The following is a 22636-nucleotide window of genomic DNA, read 5'->3' as shown; positions in this document are numbered from 1 at the left end:
CGCTTGTTCCGGCCCGTGATCATCAGCACGTCGGCGAGGCCCGCACGCCGGGCCTCCGTCACCACGTACTCGATGGCCGGCCGGTCCACCACCGGCAGCATCTCCTTCGGCATGGCCTTGGTGGCCGTCAGCGGGTCAGGCCGAGACGACGACGCGCCGCGACCAGCACCCCCGCGGCGGCGGCGCCGAGGCCGGCCAGCCACCAGCCGGTGGACTGCCCCGTCTCGACGGTGTCCGGGGTCGTGTGCTGCTCGTCGGCGTCGCCCTCGACCGGAGCGGTCTGCTCCTCCTCATCCTCCGGAGCCGGGGCGGCCTCGTCGCCCCGGAACGCGGCGAGCGCCGCTGCGGTGTCCGGGTCGGTCAGGTCGAGCGGCTTCCCGTTGAGGACGCCGTCCTCGGCATCGAGGAAGCCGTCGTACGCGGCGGAGATCTCCTCGCCGACATGCACGGTGACGGTCTGGACGTGGGCGACGTGGTCGCTGTGGAAGTCGACGGTGAAGGTGTCCGTACCGACGAAGCCCTCGTCGGGGATGTACCAGGCACGGAGCTCGGAGTGCTCCGAGTCACGGAACGCGAAGACCTCACCGTGGGCCGGTTCGGCCACGACCGTCGCGTAGGTGTTCTCCATCGTCGGCGCGGCGACCAGGTGGACGATCTCGGCGCCCGCCACCCCGGGTGCCAACTGCACGGCCGAGTCCCAGGCCAGGGGCCGGTCCCCGAGGTGGGCCATCTGCGGGCCGTCGACGGCGTGCACGGCCGCCCCCTGATCGTCGGCGAGGTCGGCGTCCGCCTGGAGCGTGATGCCCATGTTCAGCATCTGCCCGTCGGCCACGACGTCGTACCGCACGAGGCCTTCACCGGCCGCGCCGAGCGCGCGGCGGGTCTCCAGGACGTCCACCGCGCCGCCGTCGATGACGTCCAGGCCGGTGAACTCCACCTCCTGGCCGCCCTCCAGGCGGGTGCCGTCCTCGGCCACCGGGGTGAGCGTGAGCGTGAGGTCCTCCGGGTCGTAGCCGTCGTAGGTCTGGAAGAAGGCGGCGGTGACGTTCTCGTGGTCGACGGCCTGGAAGTAGCCGGCCTGGGGGCCATGGGCGTCGTCCCAGGCCGCGGCGGGGCCGGCGAGGGCGACGGTGGTGATGAGGCCGGCGGCGGCGACGGCGGCGGGCAGGTGACGGAGGGAGGGACGACGGGTACGGATGACGGACATGGCAGCTCCTCACTGAGTCAACCGGACAGGGCCGGCGGCCCCCGCCTCTGCAGCACCGGTGGTCCGGGCTCCACGGGTGGAGACGCCTCGAGTCTGTCCGCCGAGAGCCTGCCGTGAAAGGGCTGTGCGACGTCGATGCGTGATCGACGCTGGACCGCAACCCGGTCGTGACCGGTGGTTCTCGACGGCGAGCTGGCCGTCACGACGACGAAGGCCCGGTCCGCACGGACCGGGCCTTCTGACTGGTGGAGGTAAGGGGATTCGAACCCCTGACCTTCTGCATGCCATGCAGACGCGCTACCAACTGCGCCATACCCCCAGGTGGGTGGTGACTCCGTTTCCGGCGGACCGGCCGGAGCACCTGAACAGAATACCCGGCCTGCGGCAACCGCGCAAACCGGCCGGGCGGCGTCGATGGACCGCCGCGACGCCACGGCCTAGCGTGCAGGAGACGCCCCCATGCCCCCCCCCGCCAGCCCAGGAGGTCCTGCATGTCCCGCACTGACGCACCGATCCGCACCGCCCTGATCGGCTACGGGTTCGCCGGGAAGACGTTCCACGTCCCCCTGCTCCACGCCACGGAGGGACTCGCTCTCACCCATGTCGTCTCGAGCCGCCCGGACGCGGTGCACGCGGACCTGCCGGACGTCGTCGTGGTGCCTGACGTGGACAAGCTCCTGGCTCGCCACGACGTGGACCTCGTGGTGATCGCCGCCCCGAACGACCAACACGCGCCGCTCGCGCGCACGGCCCTGAGGGCGGGTAGGCACGTGGTGGTGGACAAGCCCTTCACGCTGAGTCTCGCCGAGGCGCGGGAGCTTCGCGACCTCGCGGTCGAGACCGGGCGGGTGCTGCGGGTGTTCCAGAACCGCCGCTTCGACAGCGACTTCCTGGGCATCGCCGAGCTGGTCCGCTCCGGCCGGCTCGGGGACGTCGTCCACCTCGAGTCCCGGATCGACCGCTTCCGCCCGACCGTCCGGGACCGCTGGCGGGAAGCCGCGGTGCCCGGGGGCGGCATCTGGTTCGACCTCGGACCGCACCTGGTCGACCAGGCGCTCCTGCTCTTCGGTGTCCCCGAACGCGTAGACGCCGACCTCGCGGCCCTGCGTCCGGGCGCCCCGGTCGAGGACTGGGCGCACTGCGTGCTGCAGTACCCGGGCCGGCGCGTGGTCCTGCAGGCGTCGATGCTCGTGGCCGGCGGCAGCCCGCGCTTCGCGGTCCACGGCACGCGTGGCTCCGCGGTGAAGAAACTGCCGGATCGGCAGGAGGTTCAGCTGCGCGCTGGTCTGCTCCCCGGCGCCGAGGGCTGGGGCGTCGATCCGGACCCGATCCTCCTGCACGACGGGGAGGGGAACACCGAGCGCGTCCCCGCGCCGATCGGAGCCCAGCAGCGGTCCTACGCGGGCGTGCGCGACGCGATCCTGGGCCGCGCGAGCAGCGACGCCGCCACCCCCGACCAGGCCGTCGCCGTGATGGCGGTGCTCGAGGCCGCCGTCGCCTCGGCGCGGGAGGGCCGTGCGGTGGAACCCGCACTCACGGCGGCGGAGCGCGCAGCGTACCCCGGCGTGTCCCCCGCACCGACCGCGGCGGAGCGACATCACCGCAGTGCAGAACCGCGGTGATGTCGCGGGGCGGCGGTCGCCTCCCGGCCCCGCACGGGAGTCCGACGACGACGAAGGCCCGGTCCGTGTGGACCGGGCCTTCTGACTGGTGGACGCGGGTGGACTCAAACCGAACACCTGGCAGCGATTGGAGCGGCTGAGTTCCGCGTGGAATCAGGCGAAGCTCGTGCTCGGCGACCAGCCGGACGGCGCAGCTGACGATGAGCCGGGAGTCGTCGTGAACCCTAGGAGACGAGCTAGAACACCCCTCACGGAGAGCCAAGTGGACGCTATCCGAACAGCCCGCGCGAACGGTGAGAGCGTGGTCTCGATCTGTCAGCGGTTCAACGTGCATCGGATGACCGTCTGGACGCACACGAGAGACTTGTTCTGACGTCCCCTTGTGCTGCACACTCCGAGGTGACCGTGCACGAGCTGCGGCACACGAGCGTTGCTGAGTCCGGAGGCCTGTCGGCTTCACTTGCGATAATGGCACCGTGAAGTTTAAGCGCCGCAACCTCGAAGCTCTTGCTGACCTCATCGTGGGCAACACGGGCCGTGACGACGCGGAAAATGAGGACGAAGCCAAGTACTTCCCCTACCGGTCCAGCATGTACATCACCTCGTTCTTCCAAGAGCTGGAGACTGAGTACCAGCATGACGGTTCCACTCGCCACCGCTGGGTGGCAGATGTGCTGGAACAGATGCTGGCCGAACCGCACGACGGACCCAACCGCCCGCCAGAGATCTTCTGTCGCCTCATCGATCAGCTGATGAGCCCGGCCGATCGTCTCAACGAAGGGTCAGACCGTCCTCGGGCGCTCGCGCAACTCAACGAGGTCCTTGGCCGCGAAGGTTTCGAGGCATTCTATGGCGAAGACAACCACTGCTATCTGCGTCATGTCGGCACCCAGACCGTGACCATCCTTGCCACCAACCCCCACCGACCCTTCAGCAAGGCTGAGCTGGAACGGCGGCAACTCCTGACGGCGTACCTCAACGAGTGCAGCGAGGATGACCTCATCGAGGAGGTGCTACTCCCGATGTTCAGACAGCTTGGCTACCACCGCATCACGGCTGCCGGGCACAAGGATAAGGCTCTGGAGTACGGCAAGGACATTTGGATGCGATACACCTTGCCGACGCAGCACATTCTCTACTTCGGAATCCAGGCGAAGAAGGGCAAGCTCGACGCTTCGGGGGCAACCAAGACGGGTAACGCCAACATGGCTGAGATCCACAACCAGGCGCTCATGATGCTGGCGCACGAGATCTTTGACCCCGAGACCAATCGTCGCGTCCTGGTCGATCATGCCTTCATCGTGGCGGGCGGCGAGATCACCAAGGCGGCGCGCAACTGGCTCGGCAACGCACTCGACGCCCACAAGCGCAGCCAGATCATGTTCATGGATCGCGACGACATCTTGAACCTCTACGTCGTCGCAAACCTACCGCTCCCAGAAGGTGCGTTGCCGCCAACGCCAACCAGTCCGTGGTCCACGAACGCCGAGACTCCGTTTTGAACCGCGACGGCGTTCGCCAGCGGCATCGGTGCGACGAAGGCAAGTTGACGTACGCTGCCAGCCTCGCCCGGCTAGCAGAATCGAGGAAGGAGTGCGATGAATAGTCACTTTCAAAAGGCAGGTGAGTTCCTGCGAGATACTGCGCAGGAGTCTGCTCGACAGGTATTAAGCGATCATCGTGATGACGGCCACATAAGGGGTTTTACTAGCGCTGCTGGTATAGCCTTGCGCCGAATTCAAGAGAAGCTCGATGCGTACAGAGAACAGATGAAGGGTCCAGGTCTGTCCAAGTCTGAGCAAGCGAACTACGCGCAACTGGACGAACTGAAGTCTGAGATCGAGGCGGAATGCGACCGCTACTGGCGAGGCAGCGGCATCGACTGGAGACCTCTAAAGCCGGTCGCCAAGGGCGTCGTCAAGCGAGCCGACGAATCACAGTCTGATGACTGAAGTGATGTCTCACTTCTAGTTAGGAAGGCTGGGATCCTCGTGCAAAGTCGTCCGCTCGTATCTCCGTGCCCTCTCCGACTGGAGTCATACCGACACGAAATCTAGATAATTGCGTCCTGCATGACCAACATGTGATTCATGATCGACAACTCCTTGACCTTGCCAAGCCCGGGAAAGTGCTGACGCTGATACAGATCGCGGAACCCGTCGATTCCTAGGTTTGTTGGGAGCGACCTTTCGTCAACGAAGTCGATGAGCTTCTCAAGGGCCTCGAAGAACTTCCCAGCCGGGTCATCCTGAGTCTCGTTGCTGTCAGAGCAGAAGTGCTTCAGGCGGACAACATCACCGGATTCATATGTGAAGTGGATAACCACCGCATAGGCAGGCCCGCCGCCGGATTGAAATCCCCTTCCAAGCGTGAGGAAATCGCTGACGCCGAGGTAGCCTGCGCTCTTGTAGCCGGCAACGCGAGTGCTGAAGATCCCCTCTTCACGGCCGACGTACTCTCGATTGCGCGGCAAAGCAGGAAACGGGTCATTCGCCCAAACCACCGGAAGGCCTCCGAGGGGAAGACCATATGACGCCGGGACCGTCCGATCTTCGGCAATGTTCCATCGAACTCCGTGATACGTCGCACCTTGTAGGGTCACGGAGAGATCCAGTTCATGAACGATGTCGAGTGTGAACTCGTGTCCAGCACCCCTGGCCTCACTGATCCAACGTGACATCGCCGCGTGATCAGCGTCAGCATTGGAGAGGACCGCAAGTCCGTGGTGCTTGAGAAGATCATTCTCAAGGTAGTAGTCGCCAAGCCCTCTCCAACTACCCTTCGAACGTAGGTCACCAACCGAGGGGTTAAGGACGAGGTCACAACTGCCTCCCTCGTCGGCTATCGCTCCCAACCTCCGCGTGAAGAGGTCGTTTGGCGCGGCCACCGGCTCGAGAACCGGTACGACACGCGAAGATGCAGCAAAACTTGAGGCGCAGTTACGCACGGCGAAGACCTCATGCTGTCGTGCCCTCAGCCTAGGCATATACATTTGCCACCTCCTGGTTCATCCAATCTTGAAGACTGGATATCTGCTGTCTCGTCGGATCAAGCTTTAAAACGGCGGGCCGCACCGGTTCGGGCAATTTAGCGATCAATGTACGGCCAGCCCGCGGCTTCCGCGCTCTCAGCTGATCGGCTACCGCGTTGTGGAAAATCAGCGGGTCCAGATCTCGGGAAGCTGCTAGTGCGTATGAGAACACCCGCGTGTTCGGGAGATCGGGAACAGTAGAGCCAAGAGCAGACAGGACTCTGAGATACTCTGCGCGACGAAGTGACCGCATTAAGACCTCTGAGTCAAGGTATTCACGGCTAAACTCCGCGTTGCGGACAGTCTCCACGCGACCGTTCACATTAAGCCAGTGAAGACCAACAGTCTCGAACTCCCGGGCAGCGAGCAGTCGTTCCACTACGCGCTTTGATGCCATAACAGACACCAAGGGTGCAATTTTCCGGTAATCGTGTAGTTGGCTATCGAGTCGGGAAGTGTTGTCGAGGTCGCTCTTGATCTCGACGGCGTGCAACGAGTCTGTCACGGCCAAGAAGTCGACGATGGAGCGGCCGACCCTGAACTCCGGCAGAAGGATGCCGTCGCTCCACGGGATCATCTGACCGAGAACGGCTCTACGGTAGACGAGATCGTTACGGTAGTGGCGCGAAAGCCATCGGTCGCAACGCCAGATCAGTGTTCGAACGGTGGATGCGCCAATGGCTAGACCACTCTCAACAAGACTTGAAATGGTGCGATTCGCCAACTTCGATGCCGGGCCGTCTCGCATCGCTGAGCGGAGAACGGGAGCCGAAAGCAATGCCGAAGCCGCTGCCGCCTGGCTCTCTACAACGCTCATGATTTGGCCTCGTTCGGGGGTCCGTACATCAGCCAGTCGAGAGTCACGGCCAACTTGGCGTACTGCGTGAGGTAGTAGGACTGCTGACGATAGCTTCGGTTGTTGTTCAGGTACTCTCGCAAGCCCTCACCGTCGCGGGTCTCGTCGAGCAACGACCAAGGGTGGCCAAGAATCCAGTCCTCTCCTTCGCGATCGAGCACGTCTTGAAAGGTCACACCATCCGGGAGAGAGCGTTTTCCCAGGTTCTTGGTTTCTCGGGATATATAGGAATGAATCTTGGATGGGACCTCAAGCTGCGGCAGCAAGCTCCCCGCCTCGTCAAGGAATCCACCTTGCCGGAGATGCTTCCAGTAGGGCACATACCAGTTGCTAGCGAAGGAACTCCCGAACGCCTCCGATATCACCTGGTCACTGGGAAGCCCACGGTCTGGCGAACCAAGCACATCATCAACGAGGTCCCAGCGAGATAGGCCAATGATCCCTTTAACAGTCATCTTGGCACCAACACCGAACACCACGTCGAGTTGATCCGAAGCTGACTCAATGTCGGAAACCTGCACGAGTCGACCGTCAGGATCGTTGCTCTTCACCAGTTCGTAAATCTGATTCTTGAGCTGACGTAGAACACGAGCCGGAAGCGCCCTCTCCTTGATTCCTAGCGCTCGAAAGACGTCGATGAAGTCGGGGACAACAATCTCAAATGCCTCGATTTGACCACCTTCGATCTGCACAGTTCGAGAGCGAATCTCTGGGGAAGCTTCCGAGTCCCAGTTGACGAAAAGTAGGCGCTCCTTAAGCTTGCTCGCGTTGGTGCCACGCATCGCCTTCACCAGCGAACGAAGTATCTCAAGTACGTTGTTGTCACTCAGGCTGTAGCCAAGGAAAACGATCGGGTGCTCGACGAAGAAGGTCATCAGCTTGGCGGCAAGGTACGCATCTCGCTCTTGAAAGTCCTCGTAGTCCTCCCCCGTCAGAACGAGTGAACGCGGCTGCTGCGAGGACCCGTGAATCATGTAGATTTCCGCGATACCTTGTGGATCGGCAAACAGCAACTCATCTTGGCCAGTAAAGACGGTGTAGTCAGGGTAAACAACGGACATCAGCCTGTCGAAGTTGGTCGTTATCACTCCTTCGACGTTTGCGCTCTGCAGGAGCGAGAACTCGGAAGCGTGCTCGGCCGTCGGCTCGAATCCTTCAATCGCTTCTTCGAAATACCTTGCCACTTCGATCTTTAGCGCTGATGAGGGATCAGTAACCTCAGGACCATACCTGTCTCTCGAATCTGAGAATCGCTTATCGGACCACCACACCGAGTAAAACTCATTGGCCAGCAGTGAGGCAGTCTTAGGAAGATCGCCTGAAGCGAGGCCACGGTAGTACTCATACGGGTGGCTAGTAAATGCAGCAAAGTGTCTGAGGAGACCTTCCCAATCGGGCAGATCAGCATACCGTCTTGAAATCCCCGAGCCGATAAACAGGTACGGCGCAGCCATCGTCTTCAGATGAGAGCTGAGGAAGTCGTACGCGGTACCCATGCTACATAGGGTATCTTCCGGCGTCCTCCCGCGTAGTCGGTTCCGTGGTGACACGCCCGGCGGAGCAGTTTTCCACCCGCCACAACGTCGTCACCGAGTGGTTCTCCGCGTGGCGTGTCGTCGCGCGCCTGATGAGGTCGCGGGTCAGAGTCCACGTCGTGGTGTGTTGCCGACGGTCGACTGAGGTCCTCTGTGATCATCGTGTTGAGCACTCGCCTTGATGTGCCGCAACGCATGCTGACCGGCTCGGTACTCGGCCGCTTGGTCAGGGCCACGCACGATGTTCGGGTCGCCCAGCGGTGCCGGGCCGCTGACGTCGTATTGGTAGCGGTACAGCGCGACCGTGGCGGCGTGTGCTTCCCACCGCTCTCGCGCTTCGGGTCGTGAACTCGGCTGGCCGAGCCGCGCCACCCATTCGGCTCCCGCTTCTTGGGCGTCGTGCAGGAGTCCGCGCGCGGCAGCCTCGATCAGCGCCTGCCGCTCGGTGAGCGCGGTCTGCATGTCGTCTGCGATCGGCTCGGCAGGCGTGGAGATGAGTCCGGCAACTCGTACTGTGGTTCGTTTGCCGGGCCGGAGCTTCTGAGTGGCTTGGTCGAGCATGTCGGCCAGCTGCGCGGCGGGGTCGGCCTGGTCTTCGCCGGGCGTGAGTCTCGGTGCGAGCGCGGTGAGCGCGACGGCTGCAAGGTGGCCGGCTGCCTCGTGACGTGCGAGTGCGCTCTCCAAGCGCTCGTAGTAGGGGCTGGTGAACACGTCGTCGGCCACGTTCTCGGGGAACGGCGCGATGTCGAGCAGCGCGGCCCAGCGGTCGATCTGCGCTTCGCGGGCGAGCACGTCGTACTCGGCGAGCAGCGTGGACAGCGAGGCGTGACGGTCTACCTCGAGCGTCAGCGTCTCGGTCGCGGAGAGGTCGGCGTCGCTGCGCGCAAGCACCTTGGCAAGCCGGTCGATCAGGGTCAGCGGCTTCGGCTGGTCGAGATGCGGCTCGACCTCGTGCGGGTCAGGCACGATCACGTAGGCGTGGTTGCGGTGCTTACCGCGCGTCATCGCCACGTAGAACAACTCCCGCGACGAGACTTCGGGGTCAACGAGCGCGTGCGCGGTATCCACGCTGGCTCCCTGGGCACGGTGGACGGTGGAGGCGTAGCCGAGTTCGAGTTCCTCGCGCACGTACTTCGCAGGCAACACGAGCGCCTTGCCGTGGGGCTTGTCGCCGCGCCCCAGCCGCCGCACAGCGAGCGAGCCGTCGTCGTAGCGGTGCGTGACTTGCCAGCGATCACCGTTCTTGACCCATGCCCTGCCGGTGGACAGGCGGCGGTCGTTGAGCCGGGTGACGACGAGATCGCCGACGCCTGCGGTGGTGCCGTCGTGCAGACGCAGACCGTCGGCCTCAACCTGCCCGGTCTCGATGAGGTCGGCGCGGGCGCGCTCGTTGAGTTGGGCGACCATCTCGCCGGTGCCCGCAATCATCAGCGTGCGCAGGCCCGCGTCGCGGTCGCTGCGCCATGCTTCGTAGATCGCATTGAGCATGGCCTCGGCGTCACCGTCCGCCAGCCTGCCGCGCTCCTGGTACTCGTCGAGCGCATCGGTGCGTCCGTGTCGCAGGCCGAGGCTGGCGCTCTTCTCCCAATCGTTGGCGAAGCGGCGCACATCGGTGAGTTCGGGAACGCTCTGACGGTGTCGCACGAGCATCCCGAACGCCCCGCCTGTCTCGACCGCGCTCAGTTGCGCCCAATCGCCGATGAGGACGACCTTGGCTCCGACTTCGGTGGCGTGCTCGGCGATGCGATCGAGCGCGAGGGTTCCGGCAAGCGAGGACTCGTCCACAAGCACGAGCTGCCCGGCTTCGAGGTTCCAGCGTCCGTGATGGTGTTCGTAGAGGAACTTCGCGGTGTTCTCTGCTCGCACGCCGAGGGAGTCGCCGAGCACTTCGGCGGCAGCTGCCGACGGCGCGAGGCCGATCACCGAGTCGCGTCCGTACGCGGCTGTCCATGCCCGGTGCAGAGCGCGTAGCGCGGTGGTCTTGCCGGAACCAGCGGGGCCGACCAGCAGATCGAGGCTCAGCCCGGAACGGGCGATGCGGGTGATAGCGACGGCCTGGTCGGGGTCGAGCCGAACGCCCCTGATCTTGCGAGAGGTATGCCGCGCGACGAGCCGCGCCGTCAATGCTGGCCCGCCGGTGCGCTGGCTGTGTGCGAGTAGGCGCTGCTCGGCGTCGAGGATGTCTTGGCTGGAGTACGCGATCTGATCGACCGGCTGGAACCTGTTGCCCTCGCTCTCGACGTAGTGGGCGGGTAGGGCGCGGTGGTAGTCGGGGGTGAGCCGCAGCGATTCGGCTTCGGCGTGCGCGACGATCTGGTCGAGCACCTGGAGACGGTCGTCGGTGGTTGCGAACCGGACGCCCATGATCTGCCGCATGGTCTCGGCGTGCAGGTTGAAGCGCCCCCAGGTTGCGCGCCGGTTCGCCACGCTCATCAGCACCACCGAGGCGAGATCCTCGATCTGCTCCAGCCCGAGATCGTCCGCGCGCAGCCGGGCTTCGGTCGCACCCCGGTCGAGCAGGTGCTGCGCCCAGGTGGGTGCGTCCTCGCCGAGCACGACCTCGGCACGCGCCCGCCAGTCGGTGGTGAGGTCGGCCAGCGAGTGCAGTTCTTTCTCTGGTCGCGTCTCCAAGGTCGCCTGTTGCCGGAGCTTCGCAATCGTCGCCGCTGAGGGTTGCCTGCCGTGCTCGGCGACGTACTGCTCGATCAGCCGGTTCTTGACCTGCTCGATGCCCGCCCCGCCGTCGCTGCCGCCGGTGGTGCGTCGGGAGAACTCCGCGATCAGCGCCGCCGGTACGCCTTCGATCTCCCATCCGGTGTTGCGGTCTTTGCCCCGGTCGACGGGCACCCACGTCACGCCGAGCAGCCGCGCGGTGTGATCGGTGAGGAAGGCGTTGTACGACTCCGAGAGAGCGACAGCGGCCTTGTGCAGTCGGCGGGAGTCGAGGGTGCGCCAGCGCCCATCTACGCCCTGCACCTTGTTTGACACCACGACGTGCGTGTGTAGTTGCGGGTCGGCGGCTCGGGAGTCGTAGTGGTCGAACGCGGTGGCGATCACGCCCACGATCGGCATCTGCGCGATACCGCCCGCACCGACGCGGGTTGCAGCGACCCGCTGTTCCAGCAACGCGATCGTGTCGCGCATCGCGGCGTGATGCGCCTGCGCAATCAGGGCTTGCGTGCCCGCGTCGGCCACGCCCCAGATCGCGCTGACCGACTTCGGTGGGGAGAACGTCAAGTCGAACCCTGCAACGGCGGTGCGAGGCTTCTTCGCAACCTCTCCCTCACGGATGCGCTCCACAGCCTCGGCCCGCGCCGCGCCACGCAAGCCGGGGTCGAGGCGTGCAACGCGCGCCGCAATCCGCTCGCGTGGGGGTTGCAACGAGGGGAACCTCTTGCCGAGCTTACCGCCAGTGACCGGATGGATGCCGTCACCGAGCAGTCGGGCCAGGTGTTCCTCAGTCACCGTGTCGCCCTCGGCCAGCGCCGGGGTGCGCCCGTCGTCGAGGCTCATCAGGCCGGTGCCGACCCAGGTTCCGGGCGGGCAGCCGGACTCGGTGTAGTACCGGGTCAGCGGGCTGCTCATCTCCCGGTCGCCGTCGCCGACGACGACCGATTTCAGCAGGTACTCGTAGCCCTTGCCGGACGACATGACACGGATGGTCATCACCACGACGGCCCCTCCCCGAGACCGTCACATCAGGGGCGATCTCGGGGGTTAGGTGCGCGCGCAGCGCGCGGCTCGCACTCTTAGTGCCAGACGTGTGGGGGAATCTGAGGGGCGGTCAAGGGAGCGGGAGCGCGGAGGCCCTAGCGCTGGGAGTCGTAGCCGGGGCTGGGCTGACCGGATACGTTCCGCTCTCGCCCTCTGAGTGCCTGAGCCGCGTGACGACAACGACGGCGAGCGGTGGCACTGACTCGCTTCGTCGAAGGGATGCGGCAAGTGAGAGAGGAGTTCCAGAGTTAGTACGGAAGAACGATATAGCGTACTATCGTGCTTATGATCAAGCCTGGTGAGGATTTGAGAGCGGAGCTGGAGGCGCTGTCCGAGCGCATGGCACGGTTGGAAGCGATGGCCGAAAGCCCCGATCGGGCGCGTGATTCTTCACCAATCCTGGATGAGGAGCAGTTCTGGGCTTTGACGGGCTTACAGTCCCAGCTGAACGATCACCCCTCGACAGTCGAGGGGGCGGTCATGCTGGTGGGTTCGCTCAAACTGCCGGATGGTACGCCGGTAGCGTGGCAGCAGGCCGCGGGCACCGCGGGTATTTGGGAGACGGAGTGGTCCGATCAAGCCGCGGCATTCTCTGCGCTCGGGCATCCTGTGCGACTGGAACTGCTGCGCCATATCCTCTCGGGCACGCACGCGACGGCTGATCTTGCCGAGGTTGCGTCTCTCGGCACGACCGGACAGCTGCACCACCATCTCCGGCAGCTTGTCGCAGCGGGCTGGGTCAAGCAGAGCGGTCGCGGGAATTACGAGGTGCCCGCGGCGCGGATCGTGCCGCTGCTGGCCTGCCTGGTGGGGGCGGGGCGATGAAACGAGCAGTGCTGGCGCTGTACCGCGTGCGAATCCCGCTCTACTACCTCGCGGCAGTGGTCCTCATCGGCAACGCAGTCTTGGGGCGCTTCATGAGTGCCGGAGGTGTTCGTGAGGTGTGGCTCGCTGCTGTGTTCGCCGCTCTCGCACTTGCCGGTCTCTGTCTGATGCTGGTGTTCCTGGCACCGCGACTACTCCCGGACTCTCCGGTCCGGGTGGTCGAGCCACCAGTGCGAGGCCGGTGGTTGGGGATGAATAGTCCAGCCTCGAAGGTTCCTAGCCACGGTGTGAGGGCCTATGGGCAGGCTTATGCCATCGATATTGTCGCCGACCCGGTGGCTGAACCGCGCCCGGAGTTCGGTGGCGCGATGATGCGGCTACCGAGTGCGTATCCTGCGTTCGGTGAGCCCGTATTCGCGATGGTCGACGGGGAGGTCGTACGCGCTTCAGGATGGCGCAGGGATCACCGGGCCCGCTCCAACGGTTGGGGCATCGTCTACATGATGATCGAGGGCATGATCCGCGAAATCGGCGGGCCAGGGTTCGTCATCGGAAATCACGTCACCATCCGCAGTGGCGATGGCGCATACGCGACTGTCGCACATCTGCAGCAGGGATCGCTGACCGTGAAGGTCGGTGACCGGGTGACTGCTGGCACGGTCATCGGAGGCTGCGGGAACTCTGGCAACACCAGCGAGCCGCATGTGCATGCGCAACTCATGGACCGCGCCTCACTTTGGACCGCACAGGGCCTCCCGATGAGCTTCTCCGGCATCACGCTCGACAACCATCCCGAGGCCGTTGACGCGCTCCCAGCGAACGAGCAGCATATGACAGCGACAGGAGAGCGCCACGAAGCATTGCCACGTTAGGTGTTAGGAAGCCACGGCGTGTTGGAGGACTTGGAATGCGACGGCGACGACAAGGGCGTTGTAGAAGAAGGAGACCACGCCGTGGATGAGGACGAGTCGTCGAGCGGGGAGGGTTTTGAGTGTGGCGTCTGAGGTGGCGAAGGATGTTCCGATGGTGAAGGAGAAGTAGAGGTAGTTGAGGAAGACGGGGCGGTCGTTGCCGGGGAAGGTGATGGCGTCTTGGTCTGAGGCGATGTCGGTGGCTTCATACATCTGCGCGAAGCCGGTGTGCAGGAGTGTCCAGGACAGGACGACACCGATGGATGCGGCGACGCCGAGCAGGGCGTCGTTGTGGATGCCGTCGCCGCGGGCGATCAGGGCGAGCACGGCGGAGTTGACGCCGGCGAAACTGGAGATGAGGGGAAGAACCCACGACCATCGTGCGACGGCGCGGACGTCGCCGCGGGAGACTCGGGAGGGGCGTTTGCCGCTCCAGGCGAGGGTGAACCCGATAGCGAGGTAACCGGTCGCGAGTGCTTCCCAAGCGATCAGCGCCCAGAGTTCGCTGGAGACCACGTAAACGAGGCTGGCGACGATGATGCAGATTTCTGCGACCGCGCCGACCCAGAACCCTCCGCGGGAACGTGTACGTGCCATCGGCTCCTGCTTTCGTGTCGGGTGGCGTGGTCGGTCTGCCGGTGTTCGGCGACGATCGCGTGCCGTAGGCGGGAACGGGCCGATGCGACCCATTGTCCCATCGAGGGTTCCGGGCTTGAAGTCCTGGAGCCCGGTGCTCGTGTCGTGGTCTTAGGTGGCGGTGCCCGAGTACAGGTAGACGCCTAGGGCTTCAGGTTTGCCGTCGAGGACGAGGTTCATGTCTTCGGAGGCGGTGCGGGTCATGCCCTGCTTCTCGTAGAACTGGAAGGTGCACAGGGAGTCGGTGTAGAGGTAGAAGTCGCTGCGTCCGAGGCTGCGGAGGTGGTCGAGGTAGTCGCGGTAGAGGGTCTTGCCGATGCCGAGTCCGCGGGTGCTGGAGTCCACGGCGAAGAGCGTCAGTTCGTCGGTCAGCGGGCTCGGGGTTTTCTTGCGCAGCTCACCGTATACGCGGTCGAAGGCGAAGTATTGGCGCATCGACTTCCACTGGGGCAGGCCGAGGATGCCGGCGCGGAGCGTGTGCGCCAGGGTCAGGAGTCGGTTGGTGAATCGGCCGCCGAGGCGTGGCTGCCCGTCGACTTGGCCCATGATGATGCCGACGACACGTTCGTCCTGGACCGCGACGCGGGTCCAGGTGCTGGCCAGGAGGCGCTCGCGCAGGTAGATCTCCAGCGCACTGTCAAGGACCAGGCGGCCGGTGACGTAGCGGTGGATGTAGAAGGCTTCGTTGATGATCTTCTTGATGTCCTCGGCGTCTTGCGGCTGGTAGGGGCGGTAGACGATGTTGGTCATGGCGTGGTTTTCCTTTCCGTGAATGGTGTGGGTCAGCCGGATGAGTCGTCACGTTGCGTGAGGGCGATCAGGTCGGCTTCGAGGGCGGTGCGGTCGGGCTCGGTCAGGACGGCTCCCCACAGCGGGGCGCTGTTGGACCCGTCGGTGGCGGCGATGACCATGCGAGCGATCGCGGGGTCGAGGCCGTCTTCGAAGAGCGCGCTGCGCCACTGCGCGGCGTCTGCTTGGGCGAGTTCTTCTAGGGCGGGCTCGAACATCAGGTGAGCGGCTAGGGCGATGTAGTCGCGTAGCCCGCTGGGGTCCCCGGCGTGAGCGAAGCTGACGCGGATGTAGGCGCGGGTGAGTCTGCCCGGGACCCCTTCGGGCTCGGCGGTCGCGGCCTGCTCGACGTGGCTGCGGAACTGGGTCATCAGGTTGGTGGCCACCCCGTTCAGCAGTGTTTCCTTGTTCGGGAAGTGGTAGAGCAGGCCGCCTTTGGAGACCCCGGCGGCCTCGGCGATGTCGGTCACGGGCACCGTGGTGCCGTGCCGGCCGATCAGGCGTGCGGCCGAGGTCAGGATGAGTTGTCTGGTCTCGTCTGCGCTGCGTCCGGCGGTCCGTGCCATGATGCGTCTCCTTTCTCGTGGGTTCGGTTCAAGGATTTCAGTTGTGGTCAGGTTTTCAGTGGTCGGCGGTGACGGCGTCCTTGTTGTTCGGGATGAGGGTGAAGGCCACGATCGCGGCGAGGACCATCACTCCCCCGGCGATCAGGGTGGTGGACTGCATTGCCGAGACGAACGCGTGCTGCGCGGCTTCCAGGACCGGGCTTCCGGGCTCGAGGACCGCGGTCGCCGAGGCGAGTGAGTCCTCGACCCGGGCCGCTACCTCGCCGGGAACACCTGTCGGCAGGTCGAGGCCTCCGCGGTAGAACACGCTCATCAGCGAGCCGAGGATCGCGATGCCCAGGGCCACGCCGAGCTCGTAGGCGGTCTCGGCGACCGAGGCCGCGGCTCCGGCCTTGGCTGGCTTGACGGCGGAGACCACCGCATCCACCGACAGGGTCTCGGCGACACCGATGCCCAGCCCGAGTGGGACCACGGCCAGCAGCACCCAGGCCAACTGCTCGCTGCTCTCCAATGCGGCCAGCAGCCCAAGCCCGACCGCGCCGGTGATCAGAGCCACCCCGATCGCCCGGCCGCGACCGAGACGGGTGAGGAGGAACCCGACCACTGCCACAGCGGCCATCGCCGAGAGGGCGGCGGGTAGCTGCGCGAGTCCGGCCTGGAGCGGGCTGAGGCCGCGGGCGAGCTGGAGGTACTGGGAGAAGAAGAACAGCACACCGCTGAGGGCGAACACCGAGATGAAGTTGACCAGCACCGCGCCGCTGAAGGCAGGCACGCGGAACAGGTCCACGTCGATCATCGGAGAGGCGGTCTTGCGCTGACGGCGCACGAACAGGATGCCGCCGACCACGCTCGCGATGATCGCCGCTGCGGTGAGGAGGTCGAACTTGCCGCCGGTGACCTGCTTGATCGTGTACACGAACGGGATGATCGCCAGCATCGACAGGCCGCTGGAGATCAGGTCGAACCGGCCGGGGTTGGGGTTGCGGGACTCCGGCAGCAACCACGCGCCCAGGCCGATGACCAGTGCCATGACGGGCAGGTTGATCAGGAACACCGAGCCCCACCAGAAGTTCTCCAGCAGTGCCCCGCCTACCAGAGGGCCAAGTGCGATGCCGCTGGCGGCCGCTGCCGACCAGATCGCGATCGCACGGGTGCGCTCAATCGGATCGGTGAAGATGTTGCGGATCAGCGACAGCGTCGAGGGCATGATCGTCGCTCCGGCCACACCCAGCAGCAGGCGTGCGGCGATGAGGACTTCCGCGGTCGGCGCGAAGGCGGCCAGGATGGAGGCGAGTCCGAACGCTGCGGCTCCGATCAGCAGCAGCTTCTTGCGCCCAATCCGGTCGGCCAGGTTCCCCATCGTGACCAGCAGCCCCGCCAGGGCCAGGGAGTAGATGTCCCCGATCCACAGCACCTGCGAGGCCGTCGGGGACAGGTCGGCGGTCAGCGACGGCACCGCCAGATACAGCACCGTGGCGTCAATGGCCAGCAGCAGCACCGCTCCCACCAGCACAGCCAGCGAGGCCCATCGCCTGGCTGGCGTCATCAGTTCATTCATGTTCAGTCTCCTCAGTATCTTCCTCAAACTAAACCGTCGTGCCGGTACAGTTCTGGTGGTAGTGCGCAGCCCGTACAGGACTGCTGGTGTGATGTGCGGCGAGGTGCCGCGTGGCGCTAGCTGGTGTGTTCGCTGCTGGTGCGTGCGAACGATGCCGCCAGGCTCGCGAACCGTTCCAGGCTCTGGCGGGCGAGGTCGTTGTCTCGGTGGGCCAGCCAGGACCAGGCGACTCCGTTAAGTGTGTCGAGGACGAGTTCGGCGAGCACTCGCTCGTCCTGGGCGAAGTCCAGACGCGCCTCGTCCGCCAGGCGGGTGATGTAGCCGGTGGCTTTCTCCAGGGAGGCGGCGTGCTCGTGCTGTGGCAGCTCCTGGAGTTCGGGGTCGCGCAGCGCGAAGCTGCCCAGGTCGAACAGGACCAACTGCGCGTCGGGGTCGGTCTCGATCTGTGACCAGAACGCCAGCAGCAAGGTGCGGATGTTCTCAAACGGGCTTGCATCGGGTGAAATATGCGGCCAGGCGGCCCCCAGGTCGATCTCGATGTCACTGGCCAGCAGGGCTGCGTACAGCTCCTTCTTGGAGTGGAAGCAGTAGTGAAACGCCCCGTGCGGCATCCCCGCCTCAGCGCAGATCGCACGGGTGCTCGCCGCAGCGATCCCGTCGCGCCTCATCACCCGCAGCGCGGCGGCCACCAACTGCTCTCGACGCTCGCCAGCGCTGATCTGTTTGCGCGGCGTACGCGCCTCTCCTCGATCGTCCATAGCCCCATCATACGCCTTGGGCACACGACGTGGCCAGTTGACCTAGGCGAGTGGCCAAGTTAGTGTGTTGGGAGACGTCACGCGGTGCCCGAACTCATGGCCGGGCTTCAGGCCGCACTCCGACCTCTGACCGGGTGCGCCCGCTCACAGCCAGCCACCAGGGGCGATGGACGGTTCGACCCGATAGATCGTGAACAGGAAGGCCCTTTCGATGACTCCTCCCAACGCCACCGGCACCCCTCGTATCCCCGGCCCTGCCGCCCTGCCGGTGGTGGGGAACCTGTTCGAGGTGCTGGGCGCTTCGCAGGAGACCTCAATCGAGTTCGCTGAGGACTATCACGCCAAGTACGGCGGCATGTTCGCCCTTGATGTGCTGGGCACGCGGCAGATCTTCGCCTCGGAACACGCGCTGGTGGCGGAGATGTGCTCCAGTCCGTTGTGGTCGAAGAAGGTCCATGACGCGATCGATCAGGTGCGCGACTTCGGTGGTGACGGGCTGTTCACCGCGTACAACGAGGAGCCGAACTGGGGGAAGGCGCACCGGTTGTTGATGCCGGCGTTCGGGACGATGGCGATGAAGGACTACTTTGGCCAGATGCTCGACATCGCCGAGCAGATGATGGTCCGCTGGGAGCGCTTCGGGCCAGACGTGGAGATCGACGTCGCCGAGGACATGACCCGGCTGACGCTGGACACGATCGCGCTGTGTGCGTTCGATGTGCGGTTCAACTCGTTCTACTCCGAGAACCATCACCCTTTCGTCGGTGCGATGGTGGGCGCGCTGACCGAGGCGGGGCTGCGCAGCGAGCGCCTACCGGGGGTGCAGCCGTTCATGGTCGGCACCAACCGCCGCTACCGCGAGGACATCGCCACCATGCGGCAGATCACCCAGGACATCGTCACGGCCCGCGCCGGTAGGCCTGTCGATCAGCGGCCTGATGACCTGCTGGAGCGGATGCTGTCGGCTGCGGACCCGCTCACCGGGGAGAAGCTGTCGGAGGAGAACGTCCAGTATCAGCTCGCGACCTTCCTCATCGCCGGGCATGAGACCACCTCCGGGCTGTTGTCCTTCGCGACCCACAAGCTGCTGACCCACCCCGATGTGCTCGCGAAGGCCCGCGAGGTGGTTGATGAGGTCTTGGGTGATCGGACCCCGGAGTTCGCTGACCTGGCCAAGTTGGGCTACATCGGGCAGGTTCTGCGTGAGACCCTGCGGCTGCATCCCACCGCTCCGGCGTTCGCGCTGTCCCCGAGTGAGGACACCACGCTGGGCGGATACGACATCGCCGCCGGAGAGAGCGTGATGGTGATGCTCCCGACCCTGCACACCGATCCGGCCGTGTGGCCCGAGCCGACGCGGTTCGACCCGGACCGGTTCTCCCCGGAACGGATGGATGAGATCCCCGAGTATGCGTGGATGCCGTTCGGCCACGGCGCACGGGCCTGCATCGGTCGTCCCTTCGCGTTGCAGGAGGCCACCTTGGTGCTGGCGATGATGCTCCAGCGCTTCGACATCGCCCTGACCGACCCCGGGTATGAGCTGAAGATCGCCGAGTCGCTGACGATCAAGCCCAAGAACCTCACCATCCACGCCGCCAACCGCCTCAGCCACACCCAGCTCCGCACCGACGCCACAGCACCCGCGTCCGCCCCTGCTCCTGCTCCTGCTCGGAAGGCGTCCGCCGCCGCGACACCACCGGCGGATGCGCACGGCACGCCGATGCTGGTGCTTTACGGCTCCAACGGGGGCAGCAGTGAGGGCTTGGCCCGCACCATCGCCGGCGATGGGGCCGCCCGTGGCTGGCACACCCGAGTGGCCTCCCTCGATGAGGCCACCGCGGACCTGCCCACGGCCGGGCCGGTCGTCATCGTGACCTCCTCCTACAACGGCACCCCACCCGACAATGCGAAGCGCTTCGTCGACTGGCTCACCACCACCGGCCCGGACCTGAGCGGTGTTGAATACCTGGTGCTGGGCTGCGGGAGCCTGGACTGGGCCGCCACCTACCAGCGCGTCCCCACCCTCATCGACGACGCCATGACTGCTGCCGGGGCCACGAGGATTCGTGAACGCGGTGCCACCGATGCCCGCACCGACTTCTTCGGCGACTGGGAACGCTGGTACCAGCCGTTGTGGCCCGAACTGTCCGAGCACTACCAGATCGAGGACACCGCCCCGACAGGCCCCCGCTACCGGATCGCCTCCACCAGCCAGCCCGCCGCCCATCGTGAGGAGGCCACCGCGATCGTGCTGGAGAACCGCGAGCTAGTCCGCGGCGACTCGCCCCGCTCCAAGCGGCACCTCGAACTCCGCCTGCCCGAGGGCATGACGTATCGCACCGGCGACTACCTCTCGGTGCTGCCGCAGAACCACCCCGAACTCGTCACCCGCATGCTCACCCGCCTGGCACTGCCAGGCGACGAGTTGGTGACCATCGACTCCGACGCCCCCAGCGGACGCATCCCCGTCGGAGTGCCGGTGCGGGTCGATGACCTGCTGACCCGCCACGTCGACCTGACCGCCCCAGCCACGCAGGGGGTACTCGCCTCGCTCGCCGAGACGACACGCTGCCCTCCCGAGCGCGCAGAACTCGAAAAGCTGGCCTCCCCTGAACAGGCGGACACCATCAGGCAGCGCCGGTTCTCACTGCTGGACCTGCTGGAGATGTTCGCCTCCTGCGAGGTCGACCTGGCCTGGGTGATCGAACGACTCCCCGCCCCCAGGGCACGGCAGTACTCGATCAGCTCCGCCGCCGAAACCCAGACCGAAGTAGCACTGACCGTCTCAGTCATCGAGGGCCCCGCACTCTCGGGGACGGGCACCTACCGAGGCGCGGCCTCCAGCTACCTTCAGCGCGTCCAGCCCGGCGACCGGCTCACCGTCACCCTCGCTTCGCCGACCGAGCACTTCCGGCCCCCAGCCCAGAACTCGATCCCGGCGATCATGATCGCCGCTGGCTCCGGCATCGCCCCGTTCCGCGGCTTCATCAACGCTCGTCATGCTCGCGCCACCGGCGGCGAACCGGCGGGTGAGACGGTGCTGTTCTTCGGCTGCCAGCACCCCGACTGGGACGACCTCTACGCCGAAGAGTTCGCCACCTACGAGGCTGCCGGGACGCTGCGCGTGCACCGGGCATACTCACGCAAGCCCGACGGCGAGGTCCGCTACGTCCAGCACCGGCTCTGGGCCGAACGAGACAGCATCCTCGACCTCATCGAGCAGGGCGCGCACGTGTATGTGTGCGGTGACGTCACCGGCATGGGGCCAGCGGTCGAGGAGACCCTGACCCGGATCGGCCAGGACGTCCACGGACCCAACTGGCTCACCGAACTCAGCCAGACCGGGCGATACGCCACTGACCTCTTCTGAGCCACTCACATGAGACTGCGGGCTCAGACGACTGACAGTTCCTTTCGAGAACTCAGACTCTCGGAGCTGAGTTCTCGTCACGTCGCACGCTTCGGAAGTGGTGCACGCGGACCTCACGCCGATTCGCGTGTTGCTCCTGATCGTGGAGGTAAGCCATAGGCGCGCGCGAGGCTGTGAGGAGACTCCATCTCGAACTCGACAACGGCGCGGATTGGTCGCACTCGCTAGCAGAGAACCGAGATGTTCCCGGAGGGATGACGGCTCTCGAACTTGTCCGGACGCTCGCGTCGAGTCGAGCGCTCTTTCGCCATGCGCAGATCATGAATGTGATGGAAGGCAGTACTCGGATCGAGACTGCCAACGGCGACTATATGCTGAGGGCCGGGATGTCGATCGCCCTAGGGGCAGACAGATGGTGCCGGATCAAGCCACAAGGCCGGGTGCGCATCTGGTCGATCTATGCAGATGAGCAGTTTCTTCGCATGCAGATGTCTTGGTTTCTTCCTCATCGCGAACGTGTTCACAGTGGGCTGCACCCCTGCGAATGGGATGGTACGGCAATAGTGTTGACTCCGGGGACTGCCGCCCTACGCAAGGTCGAGCCGCTGTGGCGTCAGATGAGCATCCTGAATGATGGTACCCATGCGCCAGAAGTAGCTGCGATCCACACCATTGAGCTGTTCGCTCGCTGGGTTTCCGGTGTTCTTCCTGTCTTCCTGGACGCTAGCATGTCACCGCAACCCATTCGCCCGTTGTGGCGGCCGATCGCTGGACGGCTGACCCGGCCACCCTCAGCTGGCCATGTCACCAAAGCGATTGACCTTCTGCGCGCTCGACTGGCGGAACCTTGGACTGTGAACTCTCTGGCAAACGAGGTCGCTGTGTCGCGCACCCATCTCACGCGTCTCTTTACGGCACACGCCGGCGCGCCTCCGATGCGGTTTCTTGCTGAGATTCGATTAACGGAGTTCACACGCTTAATCGAAGAAACAGATGTGCCTATAAGCGCGGCCGCCCGGCAAGTGGGGTGGGTGGATTCTCGCATCGCCTCCGCTCGATTCCGACGTCGATTCGGCGTATCCCCATCCGAGTTTCGGGAGACACCTCACCCGGCCGCGACCTAGGGACGTCCTGCGGGCAGCTCCAGCCGACGCACCTCCGCGCAGCGTGGCGTGATGCGTCATTCGTGCCCCGTCATGCGCGATGTGTACCGCAGTCGTGACAACTGCTGGACAGTCTGCCTCGACGTAGGTAGTCC

General features: G+C 65.1%; 17 protein-coding genes, 1 tRNA gene and 1 pseudogene. 7 read left to right on the top strand and 12 right to left on the bottom strand.

The features are described from left to right. From D8M29_RS14425 to D8M29_RS00210, 3 genes and pseudogenes are all read right to left on the bottom strand, one after another. Positions 1 to 206 (bottom strand): annotated as a pseudogene (locus D8M29_RS14425) (UTP--glucose-1-phosphate uridylyltransferase); the annotation flags it as partial. Further along, the gene (locus tag D8M29_RS00215; RefSeq protein WP_036340945.1) at positions 128 to 1207 is read right to left on the bottom strand and encodes a hypothetical protein; all 1080 of its coding nucleotides are present in this window, start codon (positions 1205 to 1207) and stop codon (positions 128 to 130) included. The pseudogene D8M29_RS14425 and the gene D8M29_RS00215, both read right to left, overlap by 79 nt. 243 nt (positions 1208 to 1450) lie before the next feature. Continuing rightward, positions 1451 to 1526, bottom strand: a tRNA-Ala gene (locus D8M29_RS00210). Positions 1527 to 1698: 172 nt separating this feature from the next. Here D8M29_RS00210 and D8M29_RS00205 point away from each other — a divergent pair. The 3 genes from D8M29_RS00205 (at position 1699) to D8M29_RS00195 (ending at position 4781) form a co-directional block, all read left to right on the top strand. Continuing rightward, the gene (locus D8M29_RS00205) at positions 1699 to 2829 is read left to right on the top strand and encodes an oxidoreductase (protein ID WP_127434962.1); all 1131 of its coding nucleotides are present in this window, start codon (positions 1699 to 1701) and stop codon (positions 2827 to 2829) included. A 476-nt stretch (positions 2830 to 3305) separates the two neighbouring features. After that, positions 3306 to 4331, top strand: coding sequence for a hypothetical protein (locus D8M29_RS00200; protein ID WP_036340952.1), 1026 nt, complete (start codon positions 3306 to 3308; stop codon positions 4329 to 4331). 96 nt (positions 4332 to 4427) lie between these two features. Further along, positions 4428 to 4781, top strand: a complete 354-nt coding sequence (locus D8M29_RS00195; RefSeq protein WP_101556366.1) for a hypothetical protein — start codon at positions 4428 to 4430, stop codon at positions 4779 to 4781. Positions 4782 to 4882: 101 nt separating this feature from the next. Here the strand turns inward: D8M29_RS00195 and D8M29_RS00190 are convergent, their stop codons facing one another. The 4 genes from D8M29_RS00190 to mobF form a co-directional block, all read right to left on the bottom strand. Next, positions 4883 to 5821 (bottom strand): sce7725 family protein, encoded by a 939-nt coding sequence (locus tag D8M29_RS00190; protein ID WP_127434961.1) that lies wholly within the window; start codon positions 5819 to 5821, stop codon positions 4883 to 4885. Continuing rightward, the gene (locus tag D8M29_RS00185) at positions 5808 to 6677 is read right to left on the bottom strand and encodes a sce7726 family protein (RefSeq protein WP_127434960.1); all 870 of its coding nucleotides are present in this window, start codon (positions 6675 to 6677) and stop codon (positions 5808 to 5810) included. The genes D8M29_RS00190 and D8M29_RS00185 overlap by 14 nt, the downstream gene beginning before the upstream one ends. Continuing rightward, the gene (locus tag D8M29_RS00180) at positions 6674 to 8212 is read right to left on the bottom strand and encodes an SIR2 family protein (RefSeq protein WP_080695011.1); all 1539 of its coding nucleotides are present in this window, start codon (positions 8210 to 8212) and stop codon (positions 6674 to 6676) included. Before D8M29_RS00180 ends, D8M29_RS00185 begins: the two co-directional genes overlap by 4 nt. A gap of 144 nt (positions 8213 to 8356) precedes the next feature. Continuing rightward, on the bottom strand, positions 8357 to 11917 hold the full coding sequence (gene mobF / locus D8M29_RS00175; RefSeq protein ID WP_231728764.1) for a MobF family relaxase: 3561 nt from the start codon (positions 11915 to 11917) through the stop codon (positions 8357 to 8359). A gap of 333 nt (positions 11918 to 12250) precedes the next feature. On the opposite strand from mobF, the gene D8M29_RS00170 reads away from it, so the two are divergent. Together D8M29_RS00170 and D8M29_RS00165 are read left to right on the top strand one after the other, a co-directional pair. Beyond that, positions 12251 to 12790 (top strand): helix-turn-helix transcriptional regulator, encoded by a 540-nt coding sequence (locus tag D8M29_RS00170; RefSeq protein ID WP_052001286.1) that lies wholly within the window; start codon positions 12251 to 12253, stop codon positions 12788 to 12790. After that, complete coding sequence (locus tag D8M29_RS00165; RefSeq protein ID WP_036340961.1) at positions 12787 to 13662, top strand: M23 family metallopeptidase; 876 nt, start codon at positions 12787 to 12789, stop codon at positions 13660 to 13662. Before D8M29_RS00170 ends, D8M29_RS00165 begins: the two co-directional genes overlap by 4 nt. Positions 13663 to 13665: 3 nt before the next feature. Here the strand turns inward: D8M29_RS00165 and D8M29_RS00160 are convergent, their stop codons facing one another. From D8M29_RS00160 to D8M29_RS00140, 5 genes are all read right to left on the bottom strand, one after another. Next, positions 13666 to 14298 carry a DUF1345 domain-containing protein gene (locus tag D8M29_RS00160; protein ID WP_052001289.1) on the bottom strand — a complete coding sequence of 211 codons (633 nt, stop codon included), beginning with the start codon at positions 14296 to 14298 and terminating at the stop codon, positions 13666 to 13668. Between the two features lie 150 nt (positions 14299 to 14448). Next, positions 14449 to 15087 carry a GNAT family N-acetyltransferase gene (locus tag D8M29_RS00155; RefSeq protein WP_036340964.1) on the bottom strand — a complete coding sequence of 213 codons (639 nt, stop codon included), beginning with the start codon at positions 15085 to 15087 and terminating at the stop codon, positions 14449 to 14451. 32 nt (positions 15088 to 15119) lie between these two features. Then, complete coding sequence (locus D8M29_RS00150; RefSeq protein WP_036340967.1) at positions 15120 to 15692, bottom strand: TetR/AcrR family transcriptional regulator; 573 nt, start codon at positions 15690 to 15692, stop codon at positions 15120 to 15122. A 55-nt stretch (positions 15693 to 15747) separates the two neighbouring features. Next, positions 15748 to 17190 (bottom strand): MFS transporter, encoded by a 1443-nt coding sequence (locus D8M29_RS00145; RefSeq protein WP_238693307.1) that lies wholly within the window; start codon positions 17188 to 17190, stop codon positions 15748 to 15750. Between the two features lie 176 nt (positions 17191 to 17366). Continuing rightward, the gene (locus tag D8M29_RS00140; protein ID WP_036340973.1) at positions 17367 to 18008 is read right to left on the bottom strand and encodes a TetR/AcrR family transcriptional regulator; all 642 of its coding nucleotides are present in this window, start codon (positions 18006 to 18008) and stop codon (positions 17367 to 17369) included. A 211-nt stretch (positions 18009 to 18219) separates the two neighbouring features. Between D8M29_RS00140 and D8M29_RS00135 the strand changes: the two genes are divergently transcribed. After that, positions 18220 to 21378, top strand: coding sequence for a bifunctional cytochrome P450/NADPH--P450 reductase (locus D8M29_RS00135; protein ID WP_036340976.1), 3159 nt, complete (start codon positions 18220 to 18222; stop codon positions 21376 to 21378). Between the two features lie 254 nt (positions 21379 to 21632). Beyond that, the gene (locus D8M29_RS00130; protein WP_080695013.1) at positions 21633 to 22502 is read left to right on the top strand and encodes a helix-turn-helix domain-containing protein; all 870 of its coding nucleotides are present in this window, start codon (positions 21633 to 21635) and stop codon (positions 22500 to 22502) included. Positions 22503 to 22636: the final 134 nt, after the last annotated feature.

Origin of the sequence: Micrococcus sp. HSID17227, from assembly GCF_003989405.1 — a bacterium.
Classification (GTDB): Bacteria; Actinomycetota; Actinomycetes; order Actinomycetales; family Micrococcaceae; genus Micrococcus; species Micrococcus luteus.
This window is presented reverse-complemented; position numbering and strand designations above follow the sequence as displayed.

Excerpts from the sequence above, each read along its gene's own strand:
- D8M29_RS00215 (WP_036340945.1), bottom strand. The coding sequence starts at position 1,207 with ATGTCCGTCATCCGTACCCGTCGTCCCTCCCTCCGTCACCTGCCCGCC.
- D8M29_RS00205 (WP_127434962.1), top strand. The coding sequence starts at position 1,699 with ATGTCCCGCACTGACGCACCGATCCGCACCGCCCTGATCGGCTACGGG.
- D8M29_RS00195 (WP_101556366.1), top strand. The coding sequence starts at position 4,428 with ATGAATAGTCACTTTCAAAAGGCAGGTGAGTTCCTGCGAGATACTGCG.
- D8M29_RS00190 (WP_127434961.1), bottom strand. The coding sequence starts at position 5,821 with ATGTATATGCCTAGGCTGAGGGCACGACAGCATGAGGTCTTCGCCGTG.
- D8M29_RS00185 (WP_127434960.1), bottom strand. The coding sequence starts at position 6,677 with ATGAGCGTTGTAGAGAGCCAGGCGGCAGCGGCTTCGGCATTGCTTTCG.
- D8M29_RS00180 (WP_080695011.1), bottom strand. The coding sequence starts at position 8,212 with ATGGGTACCGCGTACGACTTCCTCAGCTCTCATCTGAAGACGATGGCT.
- mobF (WP_231728764.1), bottom strand. The coding sequence starts at position 11,917 with ATGACCATCCGTGTCATGTCGTCCGGCAAGGGCTACGAGTACCTGCTG.
- D8M29_RS00170 (WP_052001286.1), top strand. The coding sequence starts at position 12,251 with ATGATCAAGCCTGGTGAGGATTTGAGAGCGGAGCTGGAGGCGCTGTCC.
- D8M29_RS00165 (WP_036340961.1), top strand. The coding sequence starts at position 12,787 with ATGAAACGAGCAGTGCTGGCGCTGTACCGCGTGCGAATCCCGCTCTAC.
- D8M29_RS00160 (WP_052001289.1), bottom strand. The coding sequence starts at position 14,298 with ATGGCACGTACACGTTCCCGCGGAGGGTTCTGGGTCGGCGCGGTCGCA.
- D8M29_RS00155 (WP_036340964.1), bottom strand. The coding sequence starts at position 15,087 with ATGACCAACATCGTCTACCGCCCCTACCAGCCGCAAGACGCCGAGGAC.
- D8M29_RS00150 (WP_036340967.1), bottom strand. The coding sequence starts at position 15,692 with ATGGCACGGACCGCCGGACGCAGCGCAGACGAGACCAGACAACTCATC.
- D8M29_RS00140 (WP_036340973.1), bottom strand. The coding sequence starts at position 18,008 with ATGGACGATCGAGGAGAGGCGCGTACGCCGCGCAAACAGATCAGCGCT.
- D8M29_RS00135 (WP_036340976.1), top strand. The coding sequence starts at position 18,220 with ATGACTCCTCCCAACGCCACCGGCACCCCTCGTATCCCCGGCCCTGCC.
- D8M29_RS00130 (WP_080695013.1), top strand. The coding sequence starts at position 21,633 with ATGACGGCTCTCGAACTTGTCCGGACGCTCGCGTCGAGTCGAGCGCTC.